This window comes from Ahrensia sp. R2A130 (assembly GCF_000179775.1).
Classification (GTDB): Bacteria; Pseudomonadota; Alphaproteobacteria; order Rhizobiales; family Rhizobiaceae; genus Pseudahrensia.
Genome location: NZ_AEEB01000017.1, coordinates 263,045 through 279,835, shown reverse-complemented (window position 1 = coordinate 279,835; position 16,791 = coordinate 263,045). Strand labels below are relative to the sequence as shown.

Here is a 16,791-nt window from a genome sequence, read left to right as displayed (position 1 = left end):
AGTTTTGCCTAACCGTAAGGGAAAGGCCAGTTGCGCAGTTTTTCTTTGGCGATCTGCCACAGCCTCGCGAGGCCATGGGGTTCGACAATGAGAAAGAAGATGATGAGCGCGCCAATGGACATGGTCGAGATATGCTCGATCATTGCACCGGAAATATCCAAACCCACCCCGCGTGTAACAGCGCGGATGAGCAATGGCAGCACGAAGATAAACGCAGCGCCCATGAAACAGCCAATCAATGATCCCATACCGCCGATAATGACCATGAACAGAATCTGGAAGGACAGGTTGATCGAGAAGCTTTCAGCTTCTACCGAACCCAACCAGAAGAACACCAGCATCGCACCCGACACGCCGCAAAGATAAGACGACATCGCAAAGGCTGAAAGCTTCGCGTTAAGCGGTTTGATGCCCATCAATTCAGCAGCAATATCCATGTCGCGGATCATCATCCACGACCGACCAATACGTCCGCGAATGACGTTTGAGGTAAGCCACGTGAACATGATGACGATACCCAGAACCAACATGTAGCGGGTGACGGGCTCTGCAGCAGCGCCGGTAATCTGAATGCCGAACAGCTTCTGCGGAACGTTCTGGATCGCGCCGGAATCATTGTAGTTGTAAAGCCAAGCGACACGCACAAACGCCCATTCGAGAAAGAACTGTGCGGCCAATGTTGTGATGGCCAGATACAGCCCTTTGATCCGCAAACTCGGCAGACCAAACACCACGCCTACGGCTGCTGCAAAAAAGCCCGACAGCAGAATGTGGATGAGGATCGAGACTTCGGGGAAGATCGTGGCGAGCTTGTAACAGCTGTATGCTCCAACCCCCATGAACGCGCCTGTGCCCAGCGAAAGCTGACCGCAATAACCCGTCAGGATGTTCAGCCCGATTGTTGCAAGGGTGAAAATCAGGAACGGGATCATGATCGAGTTGAGGAACAGATCGTTTCCGAAAACCGGTATAACCACGGCAGCTACAAATATAATGATCGCCAGCCCAACGCGGTCCTGCAGGATCGGAAAGATCGCAGAATCGGACTTGTAGGACGTTTTGAATTGCCCTGCTTCGCGGTAAAACATTAGCGGGCGCTCCGAGCTTCAATTTCACTGATACACATCTCTACGTATCTATCGATATCGTCGAATTTCTTATTGTTCACAGCGCTTTCGATACGGCCTGACAATCGCTGCTCAGCAAAAAATGGCAGCCGTTCTTTCTCGCTCTCAAATGTTCTGTCAGGAGAGTTTTGTTCTGCTCTTTCAAATGCGAACGCGACGTTGGCCCCAGCATTACTACTACCGTACACATCGAAGAGGCGCGAAAACGCAATGCACTCCTGAATATCGGCCCTATTGGGGAACCCGATGTCAGAACAACCCGCCAATGCTACAGAACTGGTTATGAATATTGCTGACTGGCGGACCATCACACCCTCTCGATAATCTTTTCGCCGAACAGACCCTGGGGTCGGAACAGCAGGAAGATGAGGGCTAGAACGTAGGCGAACCACGCTTCTACGCCACCGCCGAAGATTGCACCCCAATAGACCTCGAAGACCTTTTCACCGATGCCAATGATAAGGCCTCCAACGATAGCGCCGGGGATGGATGTGAAGCCGCCTAGAATGAGAACGGCTAATGCCTTCAGCGCGATGACCTCCAGCGCGAATGACACGTCGGAGCGTGCGCCCCACATGATACCTGTCACCAGCGCCACGACGCCCGCTGCGAACCAGACTATGGCCCATATTTGGTTGAGCGAGATACCTACCGATAGAGCGGCTTGGTGGTCATCTGCTACCGCGCGCAAGGCGCGACCGATGCGGCTGTAGTTGAAGAATAGCGCAAGCCCAGCCACCATGATGACGGCGATTACCACGGCTGCGATGTCGATATGTTGGAAGGATACCAGCCCGCCAAATACTTCCCAGTCGCTGACCCCGGTGGGCAGACCCAATTCTTCGGTGATCATCGATTTTGGCTCACCGCCAAAAATAGTTTCGCCCAGACCTTCGAGAAACAGCGTCAGACCAATAGTCGCCATGAGCAAGATAGCGTCGTGCTGGTTGACCAGTTTACGAAGCACGATCCGCTCCACACCAATGGCCAAAAGCGCCATAATGCCGAGGGTCAAAATAACCGCCAACCATGCAGGAACACCGACTTCGTGCAGCGACACCAGTGCGAGCGCTGCAAACACCACCATGATGCCCTGAGCAAAGTTGAACACGCCTGAGGCTTTGTAAATCAGCACAAAACCCAGCGCTATCAGCGCATAGAGAACGCCAGAAACAAAACCTTCCCAAACCGTTTGCAAGAGCAGGTCAGGAATGTCTGCCATCAAGACAAACGGGTCCACGAAAAACTGGTTGAAGAGATCCATTACGCGGCCCCTAGGTTGGTGGCGGCGTAGTTGGAATAAGGTCTGGGAACAGTCCAGCCAGACCCAACGCGATCATCGTGACCGCGATGGCCCATCGTATCCACTTTGGAACCATGATGAGTAGAATACCCGCCACAAGCATGAAGCCGTAAAGGGTTCGCGCGTCGGCGACGATTAAATCGCGAATGAAATTCATTTGAATATCCAAAAGCTGAAGTCTGGTGAGCGTCGTGAGCAGCCATCAGTGCGGCACTCCCAAATAGGCATCAATGACCTCTTGGCTCGCTTGCACGGCGGCGGGTTCGCCATCAGCAATCTTCTTGCCGTAGTCGAGCACCACGACGCGGTCGGCGAGGTCCATCACCACCCCCATGTCATGTTCGATGAGCGCGATAGTGGTGCCGAACTGGCGATTCACCTCAACAATGAAACGCGACATGTCCTCTTTTTCTTCGAGATTCATTCCCGCCATAGGTTCGTCTAGAAGTAAAAGATCGGGTTCAAGCGCAAGCGCGCGACCAAGCTCAACACGCTTCTGTAAGCCATAGGGCAGCTTGCCCACGGGCTGACGGCGAATATGCTGGATTTCGAGAAAGTCGATGATCTCTTCCACCTTCTTGCGATGTTCAATTTCCTCGTTGCGAGCAGGCCCGTAGTAGAAAAGCTGAGTGAGAAAATTCGACTTCATCTTCAGCGAACGACCGGACATGATGTTATCGAGCGTCGACATACCAGTGAACAGCGCCACATTCTGGAACGTGCGCGCGATACCGGAGGCAGCAGCCTCATAAGGCTTCATCTTGGTGCGCGTCTCGCCACGCCAGCGGATCGTGCCTTCTTGCGGATGGTAGAAGCCGTTGATGACGTTGAGCATCGACGTTTTGCCCGCGCCGTTGGGTCCGATGATCGCGCGAATTTCGCCTTTAAGGATGTCGAAAGAAATATCCTCAATAGCCGTTACGCCACCAAAGCGGAGCGTAACGTTATCAACCGAAAGCAATTCTTCGCCCATCGCAATGCCATCGCCGGCAGCGTGGAGGCTCGTATCGTGAGCGTTCATTCCGCCGCCTCTTTCATTGCTTCTGGAGCATGTCGTTTGGCGTCGCGGATCTGAACAGTGGCCGCGATTTTGCCCTTGCGACCGTCTTCGAAGACCACCTCTGTCTCCACGAATTTCTCAGACGAGCCATCGTAGAGCGCATCGATAAGGTCGCCGTAGCGCTCGTTGATGAGGCTTCGGCGCACTTTCATGGTGCGGGTGAGCTCACCATCGTCCGCGTCAAGTTCCTTGTGTAGCACAAGGAAACGGGCGATCTGCGCTCCAGCCACGCGCTCTTCGGCAGCCAGGTCGCGGTTCACCTGATCCACGTGATCGCCCATCATGTCGTAGACTTTGGGGTGGTTCGCGAGTTCCTGATAGCTGCCATAGGCGATGTTGTTGCGCTCAGCCCAGTTGGCCACCGGCTGCAGGTCGATGTTCAGCATGACGGCTGCGTATTCGCGCCCGTCTCCGATAGCGACCGCTTCCTTGATGTTTGGGAAGAACTTAAGTTTGTTCTCGATATATTTAGGCGGGAACATCGAGCCGTCGGCGAGTTTTCCCACGTCTTTTGCGCGGTCGATAATCCGCAAATGACCCTGCGCGTCGAGGAAACCAGCGTCGCCCGTTTTCACCCAACCCTCTGCGTTTTTCGTCTCGCGTGTGGCTTCGTCGTTTTTATAATAGCCGATGAATGTGCCTGGCGAGCGATAGAGAACCTCACCATTGTCGGCGATTTCGATTTCCACATCCGGAGAAGGTGTGCCGACCGTATCGGCGCTGATCTGACCATCCGGCTGAGCGGTGATATACACGCTGGCTTCGGTCTGACCGTAGAGCTGCTTCAGGTTCAGACCGAGGGAACGGTAGAAGCTGAAAATCTCAGGGCCGATCGCTTCGCCAGCCGTATAACCCACCTTCATACGGCTCATGCCGAGGCGGTTTTTCAGCGGACCATAGACGAGAAAATCGCCGAGCTTGTAACGCAACCTGTCCAGCAAGCCGACGCTGTCACCGTTTAAAAGCTTCTCACCAACACGGTTCGCCACGCCCAGAAAATGGTGGAACATCTTCTGTTTCAGCGCGCTGGCATCCTCCATCCGAACCATGATGTCGGTGAGCAGGCCTTCGAAAACACGGGGTGGTGCAAAGAAATAAGTGGGCGCAATCTCGCGACGATTTTCTGTGACAGTGTCCGGGCTTTCGGGGCAGCAGACGCAATAGCCCGACGTCAGAGATTGTGCGTAGGAGAAGATGTGGTCACCAACCCAAGCGAGCGGTAGGTAGGCGATGATCTCGTCATTTTCGTCGAAACCATCGAACGCATTTGCGTTGCGGGCAGAGATAACGAGGTTGTCGTAGGACAGCATAACGCCCTTGGGTTTGCCGGTCGTACCTGAGGTATAGAGCATGACCGACAGGTCTTCGCCCTTGCCTGCATTGATTTGGTCTTTCCATTTTTGGCGGGCGGCATCGTCTGCGCCACGGCCTAATTCCTGCACCGTTGCGAAGGAGTGGAGGAACGGTTCATCGTAGTCACCGAGCCCTCGCTCCCAATCGTAGATGATGGTTTCCAGCTCCGGCAGCTCATCTTTGATGGAAAGAATTTTGTCGGTCTGTTCCTGGTCCTGAACAACCGCAAACCGCACCTCGGCATGCTGGAGAACATAGACCATCTCTTCAGCAACGCTGTCGGAATAGACGGGAACGGGCACACCACCGAGCGCTTGGATGGCGGTTAGCGCCCAATAAAGCCGCGGGCGGTTGGTGCCGACGATGGCAACCTTGTCACCAGCTACAAAACCCAAAGCTTTTAGGCCAAGAGAAAAGTCTCGGACTTGTGTGAGCGTTTCCGCCCAAGTCCAAGTTTGCCAGATGCCAAAATCCTTGTGGCGCATCGCGGGTCGGTCGGAAAACCTGTTCGCGTTGCTCAACAGCAGTTTTGGAAATGTATCGAGTTTGTCCGTTGCCATGTTGCCGCCCTCCCAAGCGACAGCACATGTTCGTCAATGGAATGCCCGGTGGCAAGCGCCATTTACGGGTAAACCGTGGTTATTCGCGGCTACATGCGCCGGAAGGTAAATGACGAGGTGGTGACATCCTTACCGTCCACACGATCGCCAACGGTTTGCATAAATTGGTTGGGACCTTGGCGAACAACAGTCAGCCGTGCGGTACGGTCGCCGTTCACAGGTGCTGCCCAGCCAATATCCAACACAACACGGTCGGCTGACTTATTGCCCTGTAGGTTTGCAACACCCGTGCGGGCGCCATCATATTCTCCGCGAACAGCAGTTCCGTCTGCTGCCAACTTCATCCCAAAGCTTTTCTTCAATATGCCGTAGCGGCAGGTGCCGGTCATTGCTGTTTGCGGGCCGGTTTGATCGACATTCATCGTACATTTCACAGGGATGCGGCCTAAGGGTTCAACCAGAACCTTGCCGGAGCCGGTCCAACTGCCCGAAAGGCCATGCAAGGCGTCAGCGTTGGCGGACGTGGTGAACGCGGTCATTAGCAAGGCTGAAGCGATAGCAAATTTCATGACAGGCCGTCTCTCGTTGTTTTTGGGTAAAGCAGAAACGAGAACGCCGTGGAAATAGTTTCAGCGTTCACCCATGCCATTCAATCCATCGACCATGGAAATCGGCCCTACCCAAAAGGCGGAGCTCGCTGTCAGCTTCATCGACCACGGTAAGTGCAGCGCCGGGTTCTTGTCCGTCGGCCTCCATGCGCAGCCAGACAACAGGGCCACCGACGGAGCGCATATGCTTCCTCAGCATAGTGTCGCCCGCTTCTCTCATTTCCGACGGCATATATTGCCATGCAATCGTTGAGAATACGACAGTCTTCGCGTTTTGCGGGCGGTCTGCGAGCTTTCGATCAAGCCACGCCAAGCCATCATCGCGATCTACATTCGTCGGATGCTCGTCTGCGATTGCGATTGCAGCGTCCAAACGAGCTAGACGGTCAGGCTGGTCGGGCCAAACATAGCTGCGCAAACGCAGGCGCTGTTGGGGATCCGATAAATCGAAAGGCGACAGGTCAACACCACGGCGGCCGGAGACCTTTACGTCTGCCAATTGAGGTCGCTGGCCTTTCCACTTGGGTTTTAGCTGCAACCGCGAAGAAAGGTCACCGCACAGGACACCACCAAGATCGTAGCCGAAGCGGTCCAAATTTTGATTCAATCCGGCAGACGATCCGAACTCCAGTAGGTGCAATGGAAGATCACTGTCTCCAGCTATCGCCATCAAGCAAGGCCAAAGCGCTGCTGCGCGGGCAACTTCGTTCGTCTGCGGCGGAGAGGCCATGAAGTCGTGCAAACACTCATCGTTGCGGCGCATCACTGCTGTCAGAAGTTCAGGCGTGATGTGCGATAAAGATAACGAGTAGGCATCCGCCAACTCTGTATTCACGCCCGATAAAACGAGGGAGTGAAGCCCGCCACACAAGCGCAATGGCACATTGTCTGCACCGCTGCATGGATCACCTTGCCAGTTCAGGCAAAGCGACCCAACCTTCGTGGAAGCATCAAGATGGGTTGTGAACAGGCGACACAGATGGGCGGTCATGGGGGAACCAAGCTTGTCGCAATGATCCGCTTGCACCGTGAAAGCTTCCCGTACCGCCTGCTCCGTCATCCTATTTTCCTTCTACGGGTTCCAAAGTGCTGCCACCGGCCCAGTCGACATTCCTCGTAGCGATCATGGTGAGAGCCACCGCGGCGAAGGCGACGAACGCGCCGACCAGTAAGGCGTATTCCGCCTCGCGCATCACAAGATAGATTACGGCATAAGTTGCAGCGATTGCAGCAGCTACAATCCATGTAGCGTAGCGTCGTGCCAGCGCATGGCCGACATACCAAGATATCAGCGCAGTCGTGGCGAGTGCGGCGATGAGATAGGCAGTATCGAAACCAACACGTTCGGCCAACGCGAGAAGCAACACGTAGAACACGACCAATGCGATACCAGTTAGAATGTACTGAATCCAATGGAAAGCGTTACGGTCCATAAGTTCCAAAATGAACACGGTCAGAAAAATGAGCGCGATGACCAGTACGGCATATTTCAACGTGCGCTGGACGATCTGGTAGAATTTCAGCGGTTCGACCAGATCGACGGATACGGCTGCGCCGCCGTTCGGAATTGCTGTGGCAAAACTGTTGACTGCAGTACCCCGCGCGATGAAGGGCACAGTCCAAGTGGCGGAGAAGCCCGCTTCGGAGATGTCACGCTTTTCCGGTAGAAAGGCCCCGCGAAAGCCTGGGTGCGGCCAGTCTGCTTTCATGGATATCTTGGTATCGCGCCCTGCCGGCGCAACGGTGAAACTGCGAGAACCGTTTAGATTCAGCGTCATCGAAAAATCGAAACCTGCCGACAACATAGCCTGATTAAGCGGGAGAAAAATTCCGTTGCCCTGACGGTTTACGCCGGGCGATTGGCGACGGGAAACTGAGCTAGCGAGAACGCCATTCGTGCCGGGCTGCATCTCCATATCGCGCGCACCAAGTTTAGCAGTGACAGAAGATCTAAAGCCCGTGTTGTCGCCAACCTGAACCAGCAGGAAAGCGGCAGCCATATTCAACTCACCCTCTCCTTCAGTAACGAACCCGTCGATATCACTGGCTGCAAAACGCCCCTTTAATGCCACTTCACTTCCGTACAGCGTTGTCGAATAAATCGATTTCTTTCTCTCGGTCACTTCCAACGCGCTGTCTGCCGACAATTGCTGCGGGGAGATGAAGAGGAAGTCGCGCTGCTTTGAAATTCGATTATTCGTCGTTGTGGTGCGTGTTCGAGGCACAACGATATAGGGACCGTTTATGATTTGTGGTGCGCCCCAACCTTGCGCGATTTCGTTCGCCACCACATTGCCGCGCTGTTGACGCTCGCGAACGATGTCCATCACGAAGAAGGTCGGAATGATGAGCAGCAAAGATATAAAGCCGATGGCTAGAAATTTTACGCCGGGTTGAGCGAAGAAGCCTTGCGCTTTGCTAACCACTGTTGAATCAGCAGCACTGGGCACTCCGGCGGGTGCCGGAGCGGTGAGTGTTGGTTCGGACATAATGAAAATCTCCCAAGATGAAGTGGCGCGACATCACGCCTCCCATCTGGCCGAAACATGTCGTGATTCCGGCGGTTGCGAGATCAGTTCAGGGTCATATTCGGGCAGCGTTACTCAGCTGCATCCAAAAGATTGTCCATCGAACCAGCCGGATTGTTAAAGCCAGCGCGAAGTTTCATCCGTTCTGCTAGCGCCTTTTTCGCGTTGCGTTCCTTGACGTGACCAAAGCCGCGAATGGTTTCCGGGTAGGCTGCCAAGGCTTGCGCTGCTGAAAGATTCTTGCCGTTCAGTCCGGCGACGATTTCGTCGATCACAAGCTCGTAGTCCGACAGCAATTCGCGCTCCATCTTGCGTTCAGCGGTATAGCCGAACACATCCAGCGCTGTTCCACGCAAACCTCTGAAGCGCGCCAGCCAACCAAACGCTTTCATCATCCACGGGCCATATTGACGTTTTTGCAACTCGCCCTTGTCGTTCGTCTTGGAGAACAGCGGTGGCGCGAGGTGAAATTCAAGACTGTCCCAGCTTTCAAACTGGTGCGCCATTTGCTTGGCAAACGAGCCATCGGTGTAGAGGCGCGCGACCTCGTATTCATCTTTAATGGCCATAAGCTTAAACAGGTTTTTAGCCACGGTCTCGCTCAAGATGTCGTCGCCACCGGCTGATTTTTCGGCCTGCCGCACACGCTCAATATTGCTTGCAAATCGCTTCGCATATTTGCGATCAGCATAAGCGGTTAATCGCTCGACGCGCCGCGCAATCATTTCATCCAGAGTTTCTGAAAGCTGGCGGTGTTCCAGTGGATTAGACTTAGCTTCCGGCTGGACCGGCAACAGAGCCATGTCATAGGCAGCTACCCTGCCCCACTGGAATGCCGCCTGGTTCATAGGTATTTGCACGCCGTTCATTTCGATGGCGCGCATGATGGCGTCTTCACTCACAGGTAAACCGCCGCGCTGCCAAGCGAAGCCAAGCATGAACATGTTCGCCCCCATCGCATCGCCCAACAGTGAGATGGCAGCACTTTGCGCGTCCACCACCGCCGTCATGTCATTGCCAGCTGTTTCCCGCAGCGTCTTTATAATGCGCTGGGTGGGGAAGCTAAAATCGACATTATGGGTGAATTCGCCTGACAGTTTTTCGAACGTGTTCACAACCACCTTGGTGCGGCCTTTTTGGATGGAGCCGAGCACCTTCTGGGTGGAGGCCGTGACCATGTCACAACCCAAAATCAGGTCTGCACCGGACGCTGCGATACGGATGGATTTGATGTCTTCCGGCGTTGGCGCGATGCGCAGATGGCTGGACACTTCGCCACCTTTCTGCGCCAGTCCTGCCATATCGATGATGGCCGTGCCACGCCCTTCTAGATGAGCGGCCATGCCGAGCACGGCACCCACCGTAACCACCCCCGTACCGCCCACACCGGTGATGATGATACCGAATGAATGATCGAGCGCTGGAAGTTCAGGGGTTGGAACCGAAGGAATATCACCGCTAGCTGCACCCTTTTCGCCCTTCTTCAGCTTTGCGCCATGGACGGTGACGAAGCTTGGGCAGAAGCCTTCGACGCAAGAGAAGTCTTTGTTGCAAGCGCTTTGGTCGATCTGGCGTTTACGACCGTATTCAGTTTCCACCGCGCCGACGGCAACGCAGTTCGACTTCACACCGCAATCGCCGCAGCCTTCGCAAATCTGTTCATTGATAACGACGCGACGATCTGGATCAGGAAATTTTCCGCGCTTCCGACGACGGCGTTTTTCACTGGCGCAGGTCTGATCGTAGATGACGACCGTGAGACCTTTCACCTTGGCCAGCTCTTCCTGAACTGGAATGAGTTCGGAGCGATGGTGGATCGTCGTTCCGAACGGCCACGCGATCTGACTGTCGTATTTTTCTGGCTCATCAGTGACAACAACCACGCGGTGCGCGCCTTCAGCAGCCACCTGCTGGGCGATCTGCCATGGCGTCAGTCCGCCCTCGTTCGGCTGCCCGCCAGTCATTGCCACCGCATCGTTGAACAGAATTTTGTAGGTGATGTTGGCCTTGCTGGCAGCCGCTGCGCGAATGGCGAGATAGCCAGAGTGGTTATAGGTGCCGTCGCCCAGATTTTGAAAAACGTGGTCACGGGTGGAGAAATGGTGTTCGCCAACCCAGTTAGCACCCTCGCCGCCCATCTGGGTGTAGCCCTCGGTTTCCCGGTCCATCCACTGCACCATGTAGTGACAGCCGATACCCGCATAAGCGCGGCTACCTTCGGGGATATGGGTGGATGAATTGTGCGGGCAACCGGCGCAGAAATAGGGTATGCGGCCAGCAACGCCTTCCGTCGCCTTCAGGGTTTCCTGCGCCTGTTTTAGCGCTTTTACCCGCGAGCCAAGTTTGCGGTCTTTGGCAAAACTATTGACCCGCTCGCCTATGGCAACAGCAATCTGGTTGGAATCCAACGCACCATGGATCGGGAAAAGCCATTCACCCTTTTCGTCTTTCTTGCCTACAATCGCTGGGTGGTCGGGGACCGAGTAAAGCTCCTCGCGCACCTGGACTTCGATCAGCTCGCGCTTCTCTTCAACCACGATGATGAGGTCGAGACCCTTGCCGAATGCGCGCAACTCTTTGCGCGACAACGGCCAGACACAACCGCACTTATAAAGGCGAATACCGAGGTCGTTGGCGCGCACCTCATCGATGCCGAGATCGTCCATAGCCTGACGCACATCGAGGTAGGATTTGCCTGCCGTGATGATACCGACCTTGGGTTTCTTCCCGCCGGACGTGATGGTGTGATTTAGCTTATTGGCCTCTACATAGTCCTGCACCGCATAGCGCTTGTGGACATGCAGGCGTTCTTCCTGAACCAGAATCGGGTCGTTGGGACGGATGCTGAGGCCGTCGGCCGGGCGGCGATCTTCCTTCGGTTCGTGCAATTCCAAACGGTCAACGCGACCATCGACGACCGCAGTCGATTCGATGGTGTCCTTCACGCATTTGATGCCAACCCAGACGCTCGCGTAGCGCGACAGGCCGTAGCCGAAGATTCCGTAGTCTAGGATCTCCTGAACACCGGCAGGCGACAGGATCGGAATTTTCAAATCGAGCAGATGGAATTCACTCTGGTGTGCTGTGGTGGAGGATTCTGCCGTGTGGTCGTCCCCCATCAACAGCAAGACACCGCCATTTTTTGAGGTGCCTGCAAGGTTGGCATGACGAAACACATCGCCTGAGCGATCCACTCCCGGGCCCTTGCCATACCAGACACCGAAAACGCCATCGAAGCGGCCTTCGCCACGCATTTCTGCCTGCTGGGTGCCCCAAATTGCGGTGGCTGCAAGGTCTTCGTTAAGGCCCGGCTCGAAGACAATATCGCGGGCGCCGAGCCGCGATTGCTCTTTCCACATGGCCATGTCGAGGCCGCCAATGGGCGAGCCACGATAGCCGGACACGTAGCCACCGGTGTTCAAACCGGCCGCTTCATCGCGTGCCTTCTGCATCAGCGTCAGGCGCACAACGGCTTGCGTGCCGGTGATGAAGACATCGGATTTATCGAGATCGTATTTATCAGCAAGATTCACGGGCGTTAGATCAGGCTGCGCACCGGACCCTGCGGCGTGGACGGAATCGGTGGTTTTATCGGACATGGTTATGGCTCCCTCAACACGAAGCGGGGCGCGCTTCTTCTATTGCGAGTTTCGCAGCATCACCGCGTGGGTCAAGCCCGTTAAGACGCGCCATAGAACCAATTTGGTAGCGAGGTGGCCAGAGATGGCCACCAAAAGACGAGAGCCAAAGCCAGAAGCTGTAGCCCGATATAAGGCACAACACCGCGATACATCATGGCGGTAGTGATCTGCTTCGGCGCGACACTTCGCAGGTAGAAAAGAGAAAGGCCAAAGGGCGGCGTTAGGAACGAGGTCTGTAAGTTAAGCGCCAGCAAAACGCCCAACCAAACGGGACTCATGGTGGACCCATCAGCCATCGGCAATGTCAGCAGCACTGGTGCTGCCAATGGCAGGACAACATAGGTAATTTCTATGAAATCCAGCACGAAACCCAACAGAAAAACCGTTAGCATAACGACTGCCAGCGCACCCATGGCACCGCCGGGCAAATCAGAAAGCCATCCGGCCAACGTTTCATCCCCGCCCAAACCGCGCAGCACAAGCGCGAATATGGATGCGCCGATGATGATCGTAAAAATAGTGCACGTGAGGTGAACGCCCTCACTGGCAATATGCCGCCAGTCGTTCCAACCCAGCTTGCGCGAGCCGAGAAGTGCAGCCCCAAACGCGCCTACTGCGGCCGCTTCCGACGGGGTCGCGATGCCGGAAAGAATCGAACCAAGCACCGCGACCACAAGCGCAAATGGCGGAACAAACGCCGACAAACTGCCTGCGGTTGTATTGCTCGAAACTGGTTGGGCGCCCTGACCTGCATCATCACCTCGTAAAATCTGCCAGCAGACAAATAACCCCACCAGAAGCGCGCCTGGCAAAATGGACGCTGCGAAAAGGTCTGCGACTGACACCGTGTCGGGTGCAAAATTCCCGCTGCTTGTTTGAGCGGTTTGCCAAGCGTTGGATAGCTGATCACCCAGCACGATAAGTACAATTGATGGCGGCACGATTTGGCCCAATGTACCAACTGCTGCAACGGTGCCAGCGGCCCGGTTCGGCGCAACACCGCGCGACAACAACACTGGCAGTGCTAGCAATCCCAACGTTACGACGCTTGCGCCCACGATGCCCGTAGAAGCAGCAAGAAGCGCACCAACCAGTGTTACGGAAACCGCAGCTCCACCGCGAAGGCCGCGCAAACCATGGGTGGCAGCTTCCAACATTTCTGCGGCGATGCGGGAACGTTCGAGGATAGCCCCCATCAGAACAAAAAACGGAATAGCGAGTAGGATTGGGTTTGTAACAATGCCGAAGACCCGGGACGGGATAGCGCCTAAGAGAGCAAGATCGAACGCACCTACCAGCGTCGCAAAGACAGCAAACAAAACCGCAAAGCCGCCAAGAGTTATCGCCACGGGATAACCGGCCAACAGTAGCAACAGGGCAAGGCATGCGAACACTATGTCCATGATAGCGTCATGTCTTGTTGCGTCATGGCCAGTTCCATCATGATCGGCGCCACTTCGCCAATCCGGCCAATAGAAGACTGACTGCAAAAAGCGGTATGAGAAATTTTATCGCATAGCGGCCCGGTAGACCTGAAATCTCAGCCGAGCCTTCGCCGATGAGCCAGCTTTCGGTGGCATATGTCCAACCGAACCAGATTAAGCACAACGAGAAAGGCAGGAGAAACAGCACGGTCCCAACCTTTTCCAAAACGCGCCACAATTTTTCGGAGCGACCAGCAGACCAGACATCAATGCGCACCAAACGGTTTTGGGCCAGCGTTGAAGCGCTACCGGTCAATATTGCGACAGCGCAAAGTGCTGCCACCAATTCCTGCCCCCAAAGCAAGCCTATGCCGGCAGCCCGCAAACCTACCACCGAGACCTGCAGCAAACAGGCGGCTAGAAGGGCCAGCGCTGCAACACCGTGCAGCGCCTTTACCCAAATGCCCGGCTGAAACGCTGGCTCGCGTTCCATGCCGAGACTAGAAGTTCAGCGAGATGTCGCGATGGCCGGACTGGCAGCTCGCCACGAATAGAGCCTGTTCACGCGACAGCCTGCGCTGTTGGGTAAGGCCCACCGTATCGCGCATCGCTAACTCATACTCATCAAGAGCCGCAACGAATTCCGGTGTCACCTGCGCTCGCCATTCGCCTTGAACAGCCAATAGACGACGGGCTTCGGCCACATTGGTCTCGACGTCATCCATGCGAGGCGGATTGCGGCGCATACCACGGCGTGCCTTTGACAAAGCGCTTTTCACCTTCGAGGTTCCATCGACACGTGATACGGCGTCCTCTGCCGCCTTGATCAGAGCCTGACCTTCTTTGGAATCGACACCCTGAAGACTGGCCATCAGACCATCAAGAATAGGCACGAATGCGTTGAAGTCTTCGTTCCCCGCAAGGACACCCTGTAGGTTTTTCACGCTGGTGTACGCCGTGCTCGACGAACGACGGAACTCATTGCGCAATTGCGCTTGTTCTTTGACGATTTCCTTGAAGGCGTCACGACGTGGCACCCAATCTTCTGGGATCTGCGCGAGCAACGCATCACGTTCCGCCTCTTCGTCGGCGATCCGTTGTTCAAGCTGCGCACGGGCCTCAGCCTGATCTTCGCTACGCATGCGCGACGCGCGAACACGGAGACGCTCGATATCGGCATCAAGAGCGCGGGCGTCACGCTCATATCCCCTTACCAAAACATGGAGCGGGCGGAATGCGTCGGCCGCAACACCTTCGCGGGCTTCAACCGCTTTAGCCGCGATTAACTTGTCGCGTGCTTCTCCTGTTGCCGCATAAGACTCTTCGAGAGCCTTTTGGAGATTGGCTGGCAGATAAGACACGTCCAACGCCTTGAGATTGTCCTGAGCCGAAACGATGCGGCCCGTGGGCTCCTGGAAACGGCCATGGATGTAGTTTTCGACGCAATATTGCAGGCGGGGGTTACGCGGCGGCGGCGCGGTTTCGCCCAATAGTGAGACGCGGTTCGGCAGATAGTTCACCAGTTGAGGGAACTGCGCGACTATAAACAGCGCCGAAAGCTGCAAGCAGATAAAGCCGATGACGCCCTTATACATATCCAGCGTTTTCACCACGGCAGGTGCCACACCGCGCAGATAGAAAAGTGCAAAACCGAACGGCGGCGTCAGGAATGATGTCTGAATGTTCAGGCCAATCATCACGCCTAACCAAACAGCAGTGACGTTGGCGGACGGGTCTGCCAGCAGGATCGGGGCCATGATCGGCACCACGACCACCGCGATTTCGATGAAGTCCAAGAAGAAGCCAAGAACGAACATGATCGCCATGACGACGATGAACTTTGCCCAGAAGCCACCTGGCACACCTTCGAGGAAGTGCTGCACCAGTTCTTCGCCGCCAAAAGCGCGAAAGGCTGCGGTTAGCATCGCTGCACCCAGCAGAATGATGAAGACAAGCGACGTGGCTTTGGCCGTCTCAATCATAACGTCGCTGAGCGTGTTGTCGGTGCGGTAGGCCCGCACTGCGGACCAGACCAGCGCACCAATTAGACCAGCAGAAGCGATCAGGGCGATGATAATGCCGATCTGATCGTTAGCGGTGCTGATGGCTTTGATGTTGGTGTTGAAGTTGCTCACCACCACCGCAATGACTGCGATGGATACCAATGCCAAAATAGCGGGCAGATAGGCACCCTTCTGACCTTCCTTCAGCCGGTAACCCGACATGATGAGGGCACCAGCCGCACCGATGGCACCGGCCTGGTTCACCGTGGCGATACCAGCAAGGATTGTACCGAGAACGAGGAAGATGAGGGCCAGAGGCGGCACCAGAACCAGAGCAAGGCGCTGCCAGAACACCTTATCGAGCCCGGTTTCGTTTGGAACTGCTGGAGCCTTTTTTGGGAACAGCAATGCGGTAACCAAAATATAGATCATATAAAGTGCCACCAGCAGCAGGCCCGGAATGAGAGCGCCGAGGAACATTTCGCCAGCGGAAGTCGAGGTCACACCAAAGGGTGACGGCATGGTGAGTTCGCCGGTAGATGCCTTGTAGAGTGCTTTACGGGTGGTGCCTGCCTGGTCCACTGCAGCGGCCAACTGGTCAGCCAAAATAATGAGCACGATAGAAGGCGGAATGATCTGCCCCAACGTGCCGGATGCCGCGATCGTACCTGTGGCCAGTGATGGCGAGTAGTTGTTGCGCAGCATTGCGGGCAGTGAAATCAGGCCCATGGCTACGACGGTGGCACCAACGATGCCAGTAGTGGCAGCCAGCAGAGCACCCACGAAAACGACCGAGATACCCAAACCACCGGGCACTGGACCGAACAGCTGCGCCATGGTCATCAACAGATCTTCGGCAATCTTGGACCGCTGCAACATGATGCCCATGAAGATAAACAGCGGAATGGCGATCAGCGTATCTCGCTCCACCTCCCAATAGATACCTCGAAGGTTCGTGACCCCCGCAGACAGCCACTGCCCCGGACCGCCTTGGGCGAAGTAGGCGTCTGGACTACCGGCAAAGGCCCAACCTGCAAGCGCTGCCAGCGTGATTGTGATGATGGCTGCACCGGGAAGCGCAAATGCCACCGGATAACCAGACCCCAAAGCGGTCGCCATGATGATGAGCAGGAGAAGGAGGAAAAACAGTTCCATCGTGGATATCTACCGGGTCTTGAATTTCA

At 55.5% G+C, this 16,791-nt stretch carries 13 protein-coding genes; all 13 read right to left on the bottom strand.

Going from position 1 to position 16,791, the window contains the following annotated elements; all coding sequences use genetic code 11:
* Positions 1-8: 8 nt before the first annotated feature.
* Positions 9-1,088, bottom strand: coding sequence for a branched-chain amino acid ABC transporter permease (locus tag R2A130_RS10545; protein WP_009758034.1), 1,080 nt, complete (start codon positions 1,086-1,088; stop codon positions 9-11).
* Positions 1,088-1,435: a hypothetical protein gene (locus tag R2A130_RS10540; protein WP_040305629.1), complete on the bottom strand. Its 348-nt coding sequence runs from the start codon at positions 1,433-1,435 to the stop codon at positions 1,088-1,090. Before R2A130_RS10540 ends, R2A130_RS10545 begins: the two co-directional genes overlap by 1 nt.
* The gene (locus R2A130_RS10535) at positions 1,435-2,391 is read right to left on the bottom strand and encodes a branched-chain amino acid ABC transporter permease (RefSeq protein ID WP_009758033.1); all 957 of its coding nucleotides are present in this window, start codon (positions 2,389-2,391) and stop codon (positions 1,435-1,437) included. Before R2A130_RS10535 ends, R2A130_RS10540 begins: the two co-directional genes overlap by 1 nt.
* A 10-nt stretch (positions 2,392-2,401) precedes the next feature.
* Complete coding sequence (locus R2A130_RS10530) at positions 2,402-2,587, bottom strand: DUF3096 domain-containing protein (protein WP_009758032.1); 186 nt, start codon at positions 2,585-2,587, stop codon at positions 2,402-2,404.
* A 45-nt stretch (positions 2,588-2,632) separates the two neighbouring features.
* Positions 2,633-3,451, bottom strand: coding sequence for an ABC transporter ATP-binding protein (locus tag R2A130_RS10525; protein WP_009758031.1), 819 nt, complete (start codon positions 3,449-3,451; stop codon positions 2,633-2,635).
* Positions 3,448-5,403 carry a long-chain fatty acid--CoA ligase gene (locus R2A130_RS10520; protein ID WP_009758030.1) on the bottom strand — a complete coding sequence of 652 codons (1,956 nt, stop codon included), beginning with the start codon at positions 5,401-5,403 and terminating at the stop codon, positions 3,448-3,450. Before R2A130_RS10520 ends, R2A130_RS10525 begins: the two co-directional genes overlap by 4 nt.
* Before the next feature lie 89 nt (positions 5,404-5,492).
* Positions 5,493-5,972: a hypothetical protein gene (locus tag R2A130_RS17600; RefSeq protein ID WP_009758029.1), complete on the bottom strand. Its 480-nt coding sequence runs from the start codon at positions 5,970-5,972 to the stop codon at positions 5,493-5,495.
* A 67-nt stretch (positions 5,973-6,039) separates the two neighbouring features.
* Positions 6,040-7,071: a DUF2332 domain-containing protein gene (locus R2A130_RS10510; RefSeq protein WP_009758028.1), complete on the bottom strand. Its 1,032-nt coding sequence runs from the start codon at positions 7,069-7,071 to the stop codon at positions 6,040-6,042.
* A 1-nt stretch (position 7,072) separates the two neighbouring features.
* Positions 7,073-8,500: a cell envelope integrity protein CreD gene (gene creD, locus R2A130_RS10505; protein WP_009758027.1), complete on the bottom strand. Its 1,428-nt coding sequence runs from the start codon at positions 8,498-8,500 to the stop codon at positions 7,073-7,075.
* Positions 8,501-8,610: 110 nt separating this feature from the next.
* A complete protein-coding gene (locus tag R2A130_RS10500) occupies positions 8,611-12,138 on the bottom strand; it encodes an indolepyruvate ferredoxin oxidoreductase family protein (RefSeq protein WP_009758026.1) in 3,528 nt (1,175 codons plus the stop codon).
* An 80-nt stretch (positions 12,139-12,218) separates the two neighbouring features.
* On the bottom strand, positions 12,219-13,583 hold the full coding sequence (locus tag R2A130_RS10495) for a TRAP transporter large permease subunit (protein ID WP_009758025.1): 1,365 nt from the start codon (positions 13,581-13,583) through the stop codon (positions 12,219-12,221).
* A gap of 37 nt (positions 13,584-13,620) precedes the next feature.
* Positions 13,621-14,097 (bottom strand): TRAP transporter small permease subunit, encoded by a 477-nt coding sequence (locus R2A130_RS10490; RefSeq protein ID WP_009758024.1) that lies wholly within the window; start codon positions 14,095-14,097, stop codon positions 13,621-13,623.
* A gap of 7 nt (positions 14,098-14,104) precedes the next feature.
* A complete protein-coding gene (locus R2A130_RS10485; protein WP_009758023.1) occupies positions 14,105-16,762 on the bottom strand; it encodes a TRAP transporter large permease subunit in 2,658 nt (885 codons plus the stop codon).
* Between the last annotated feature and the right edge of the window lie 29 nt (positions 16,763-16,791).

Coding starts and splice junctions, on each gene's coding strand:
- R2A130_RS10545 (WP_009758034.1), bottom strand. CDS start 1,088: ATGTTTTACCGCGAAGCAGGGCAATTCAAAACGTCCTACAAGTCCGAT.
- R2A130_RS10540 (WP_040305629.1), bottom strand. CDS start 1,435: ATGGTCCGCCAGTCAGCAATATTCATAACCAGTTCTGTAGCATTGGCG.
- R2A130_RS10535 (WP_009758033.1), bottom strand. CDS start 2,391: ATGGATCTCTTCAACCAGTTTTTCGTGGACCCGTTTGTCTTGATGGCA.
- R2A130_RS10530 (WP_009758032.1), bottom strand. CDS start 2,587: ATGAATTTCATTCGCGATTTAATCGTCGCCGACGCGCGAACCCTTTAC.
- R2A130_RS10525 (WP_009758031.1), bottom strand. CDS start 3,451: ATGAACGCTCACGATACGAGCCTCCACGCTGCCGGCGATGGCATTGCG.
- R2A130_RS10520 (WP_009758030.1), bottom strand. CDS start 5,403: ATGGCAACGGACAAACTCGATACATTTCCAAAACTGCTGTTGAGCAAC.
- R2A130_RS17600 (WP_009758029.1), bottom strand. CDS start 5,972: ATGAAATTTGCTATCGCTTCAGCCTTGCTAATGACCGCGTTCACCACG.
- R2A130_RS10510 (WP_009758028.1), bottom strand. CDS start 7,071: ATGACGGAGCAGGCGGTACGGGAAGCTTTCACGGTGCAAGCGGATCAT.
- creD (WP_009758027.1), bottom strand. CDS start 8,500: ATGTCCGAACCAACACTCACCGCTCCGGCACCCGCCGGAGTGCCCAGT.
- R2A130_RS10500 (WP_009758026.1), bottom strand. CDS start 12,138: ATGTCCGATAAAACCACCGATTCCGTCCACGCCGCAGGGTCCGGTGCG.
- R2A130_RS10495 (WP_009758025.1), bottom strand. CDS start 13,583: ATGGACATAGTGTTCGCATGCCTTGCCCTGTTGCTACTGTTGGCCGGT.
- R2A130_RS10490 (WP_009758024.1), bottom strand. CDS start 14,097: ATGGAACGCGAGCCAGCGTTTCAGCCGGGCATTTGGGTAAAGGCGCTG.
- R2A130_RS10485 (WP_009758023.1), bottom strand. CDS start 16,762: ATGGAACTGTTTTTCCTCCTTCTCCTGCTCATCATCATGGCGACCGCT.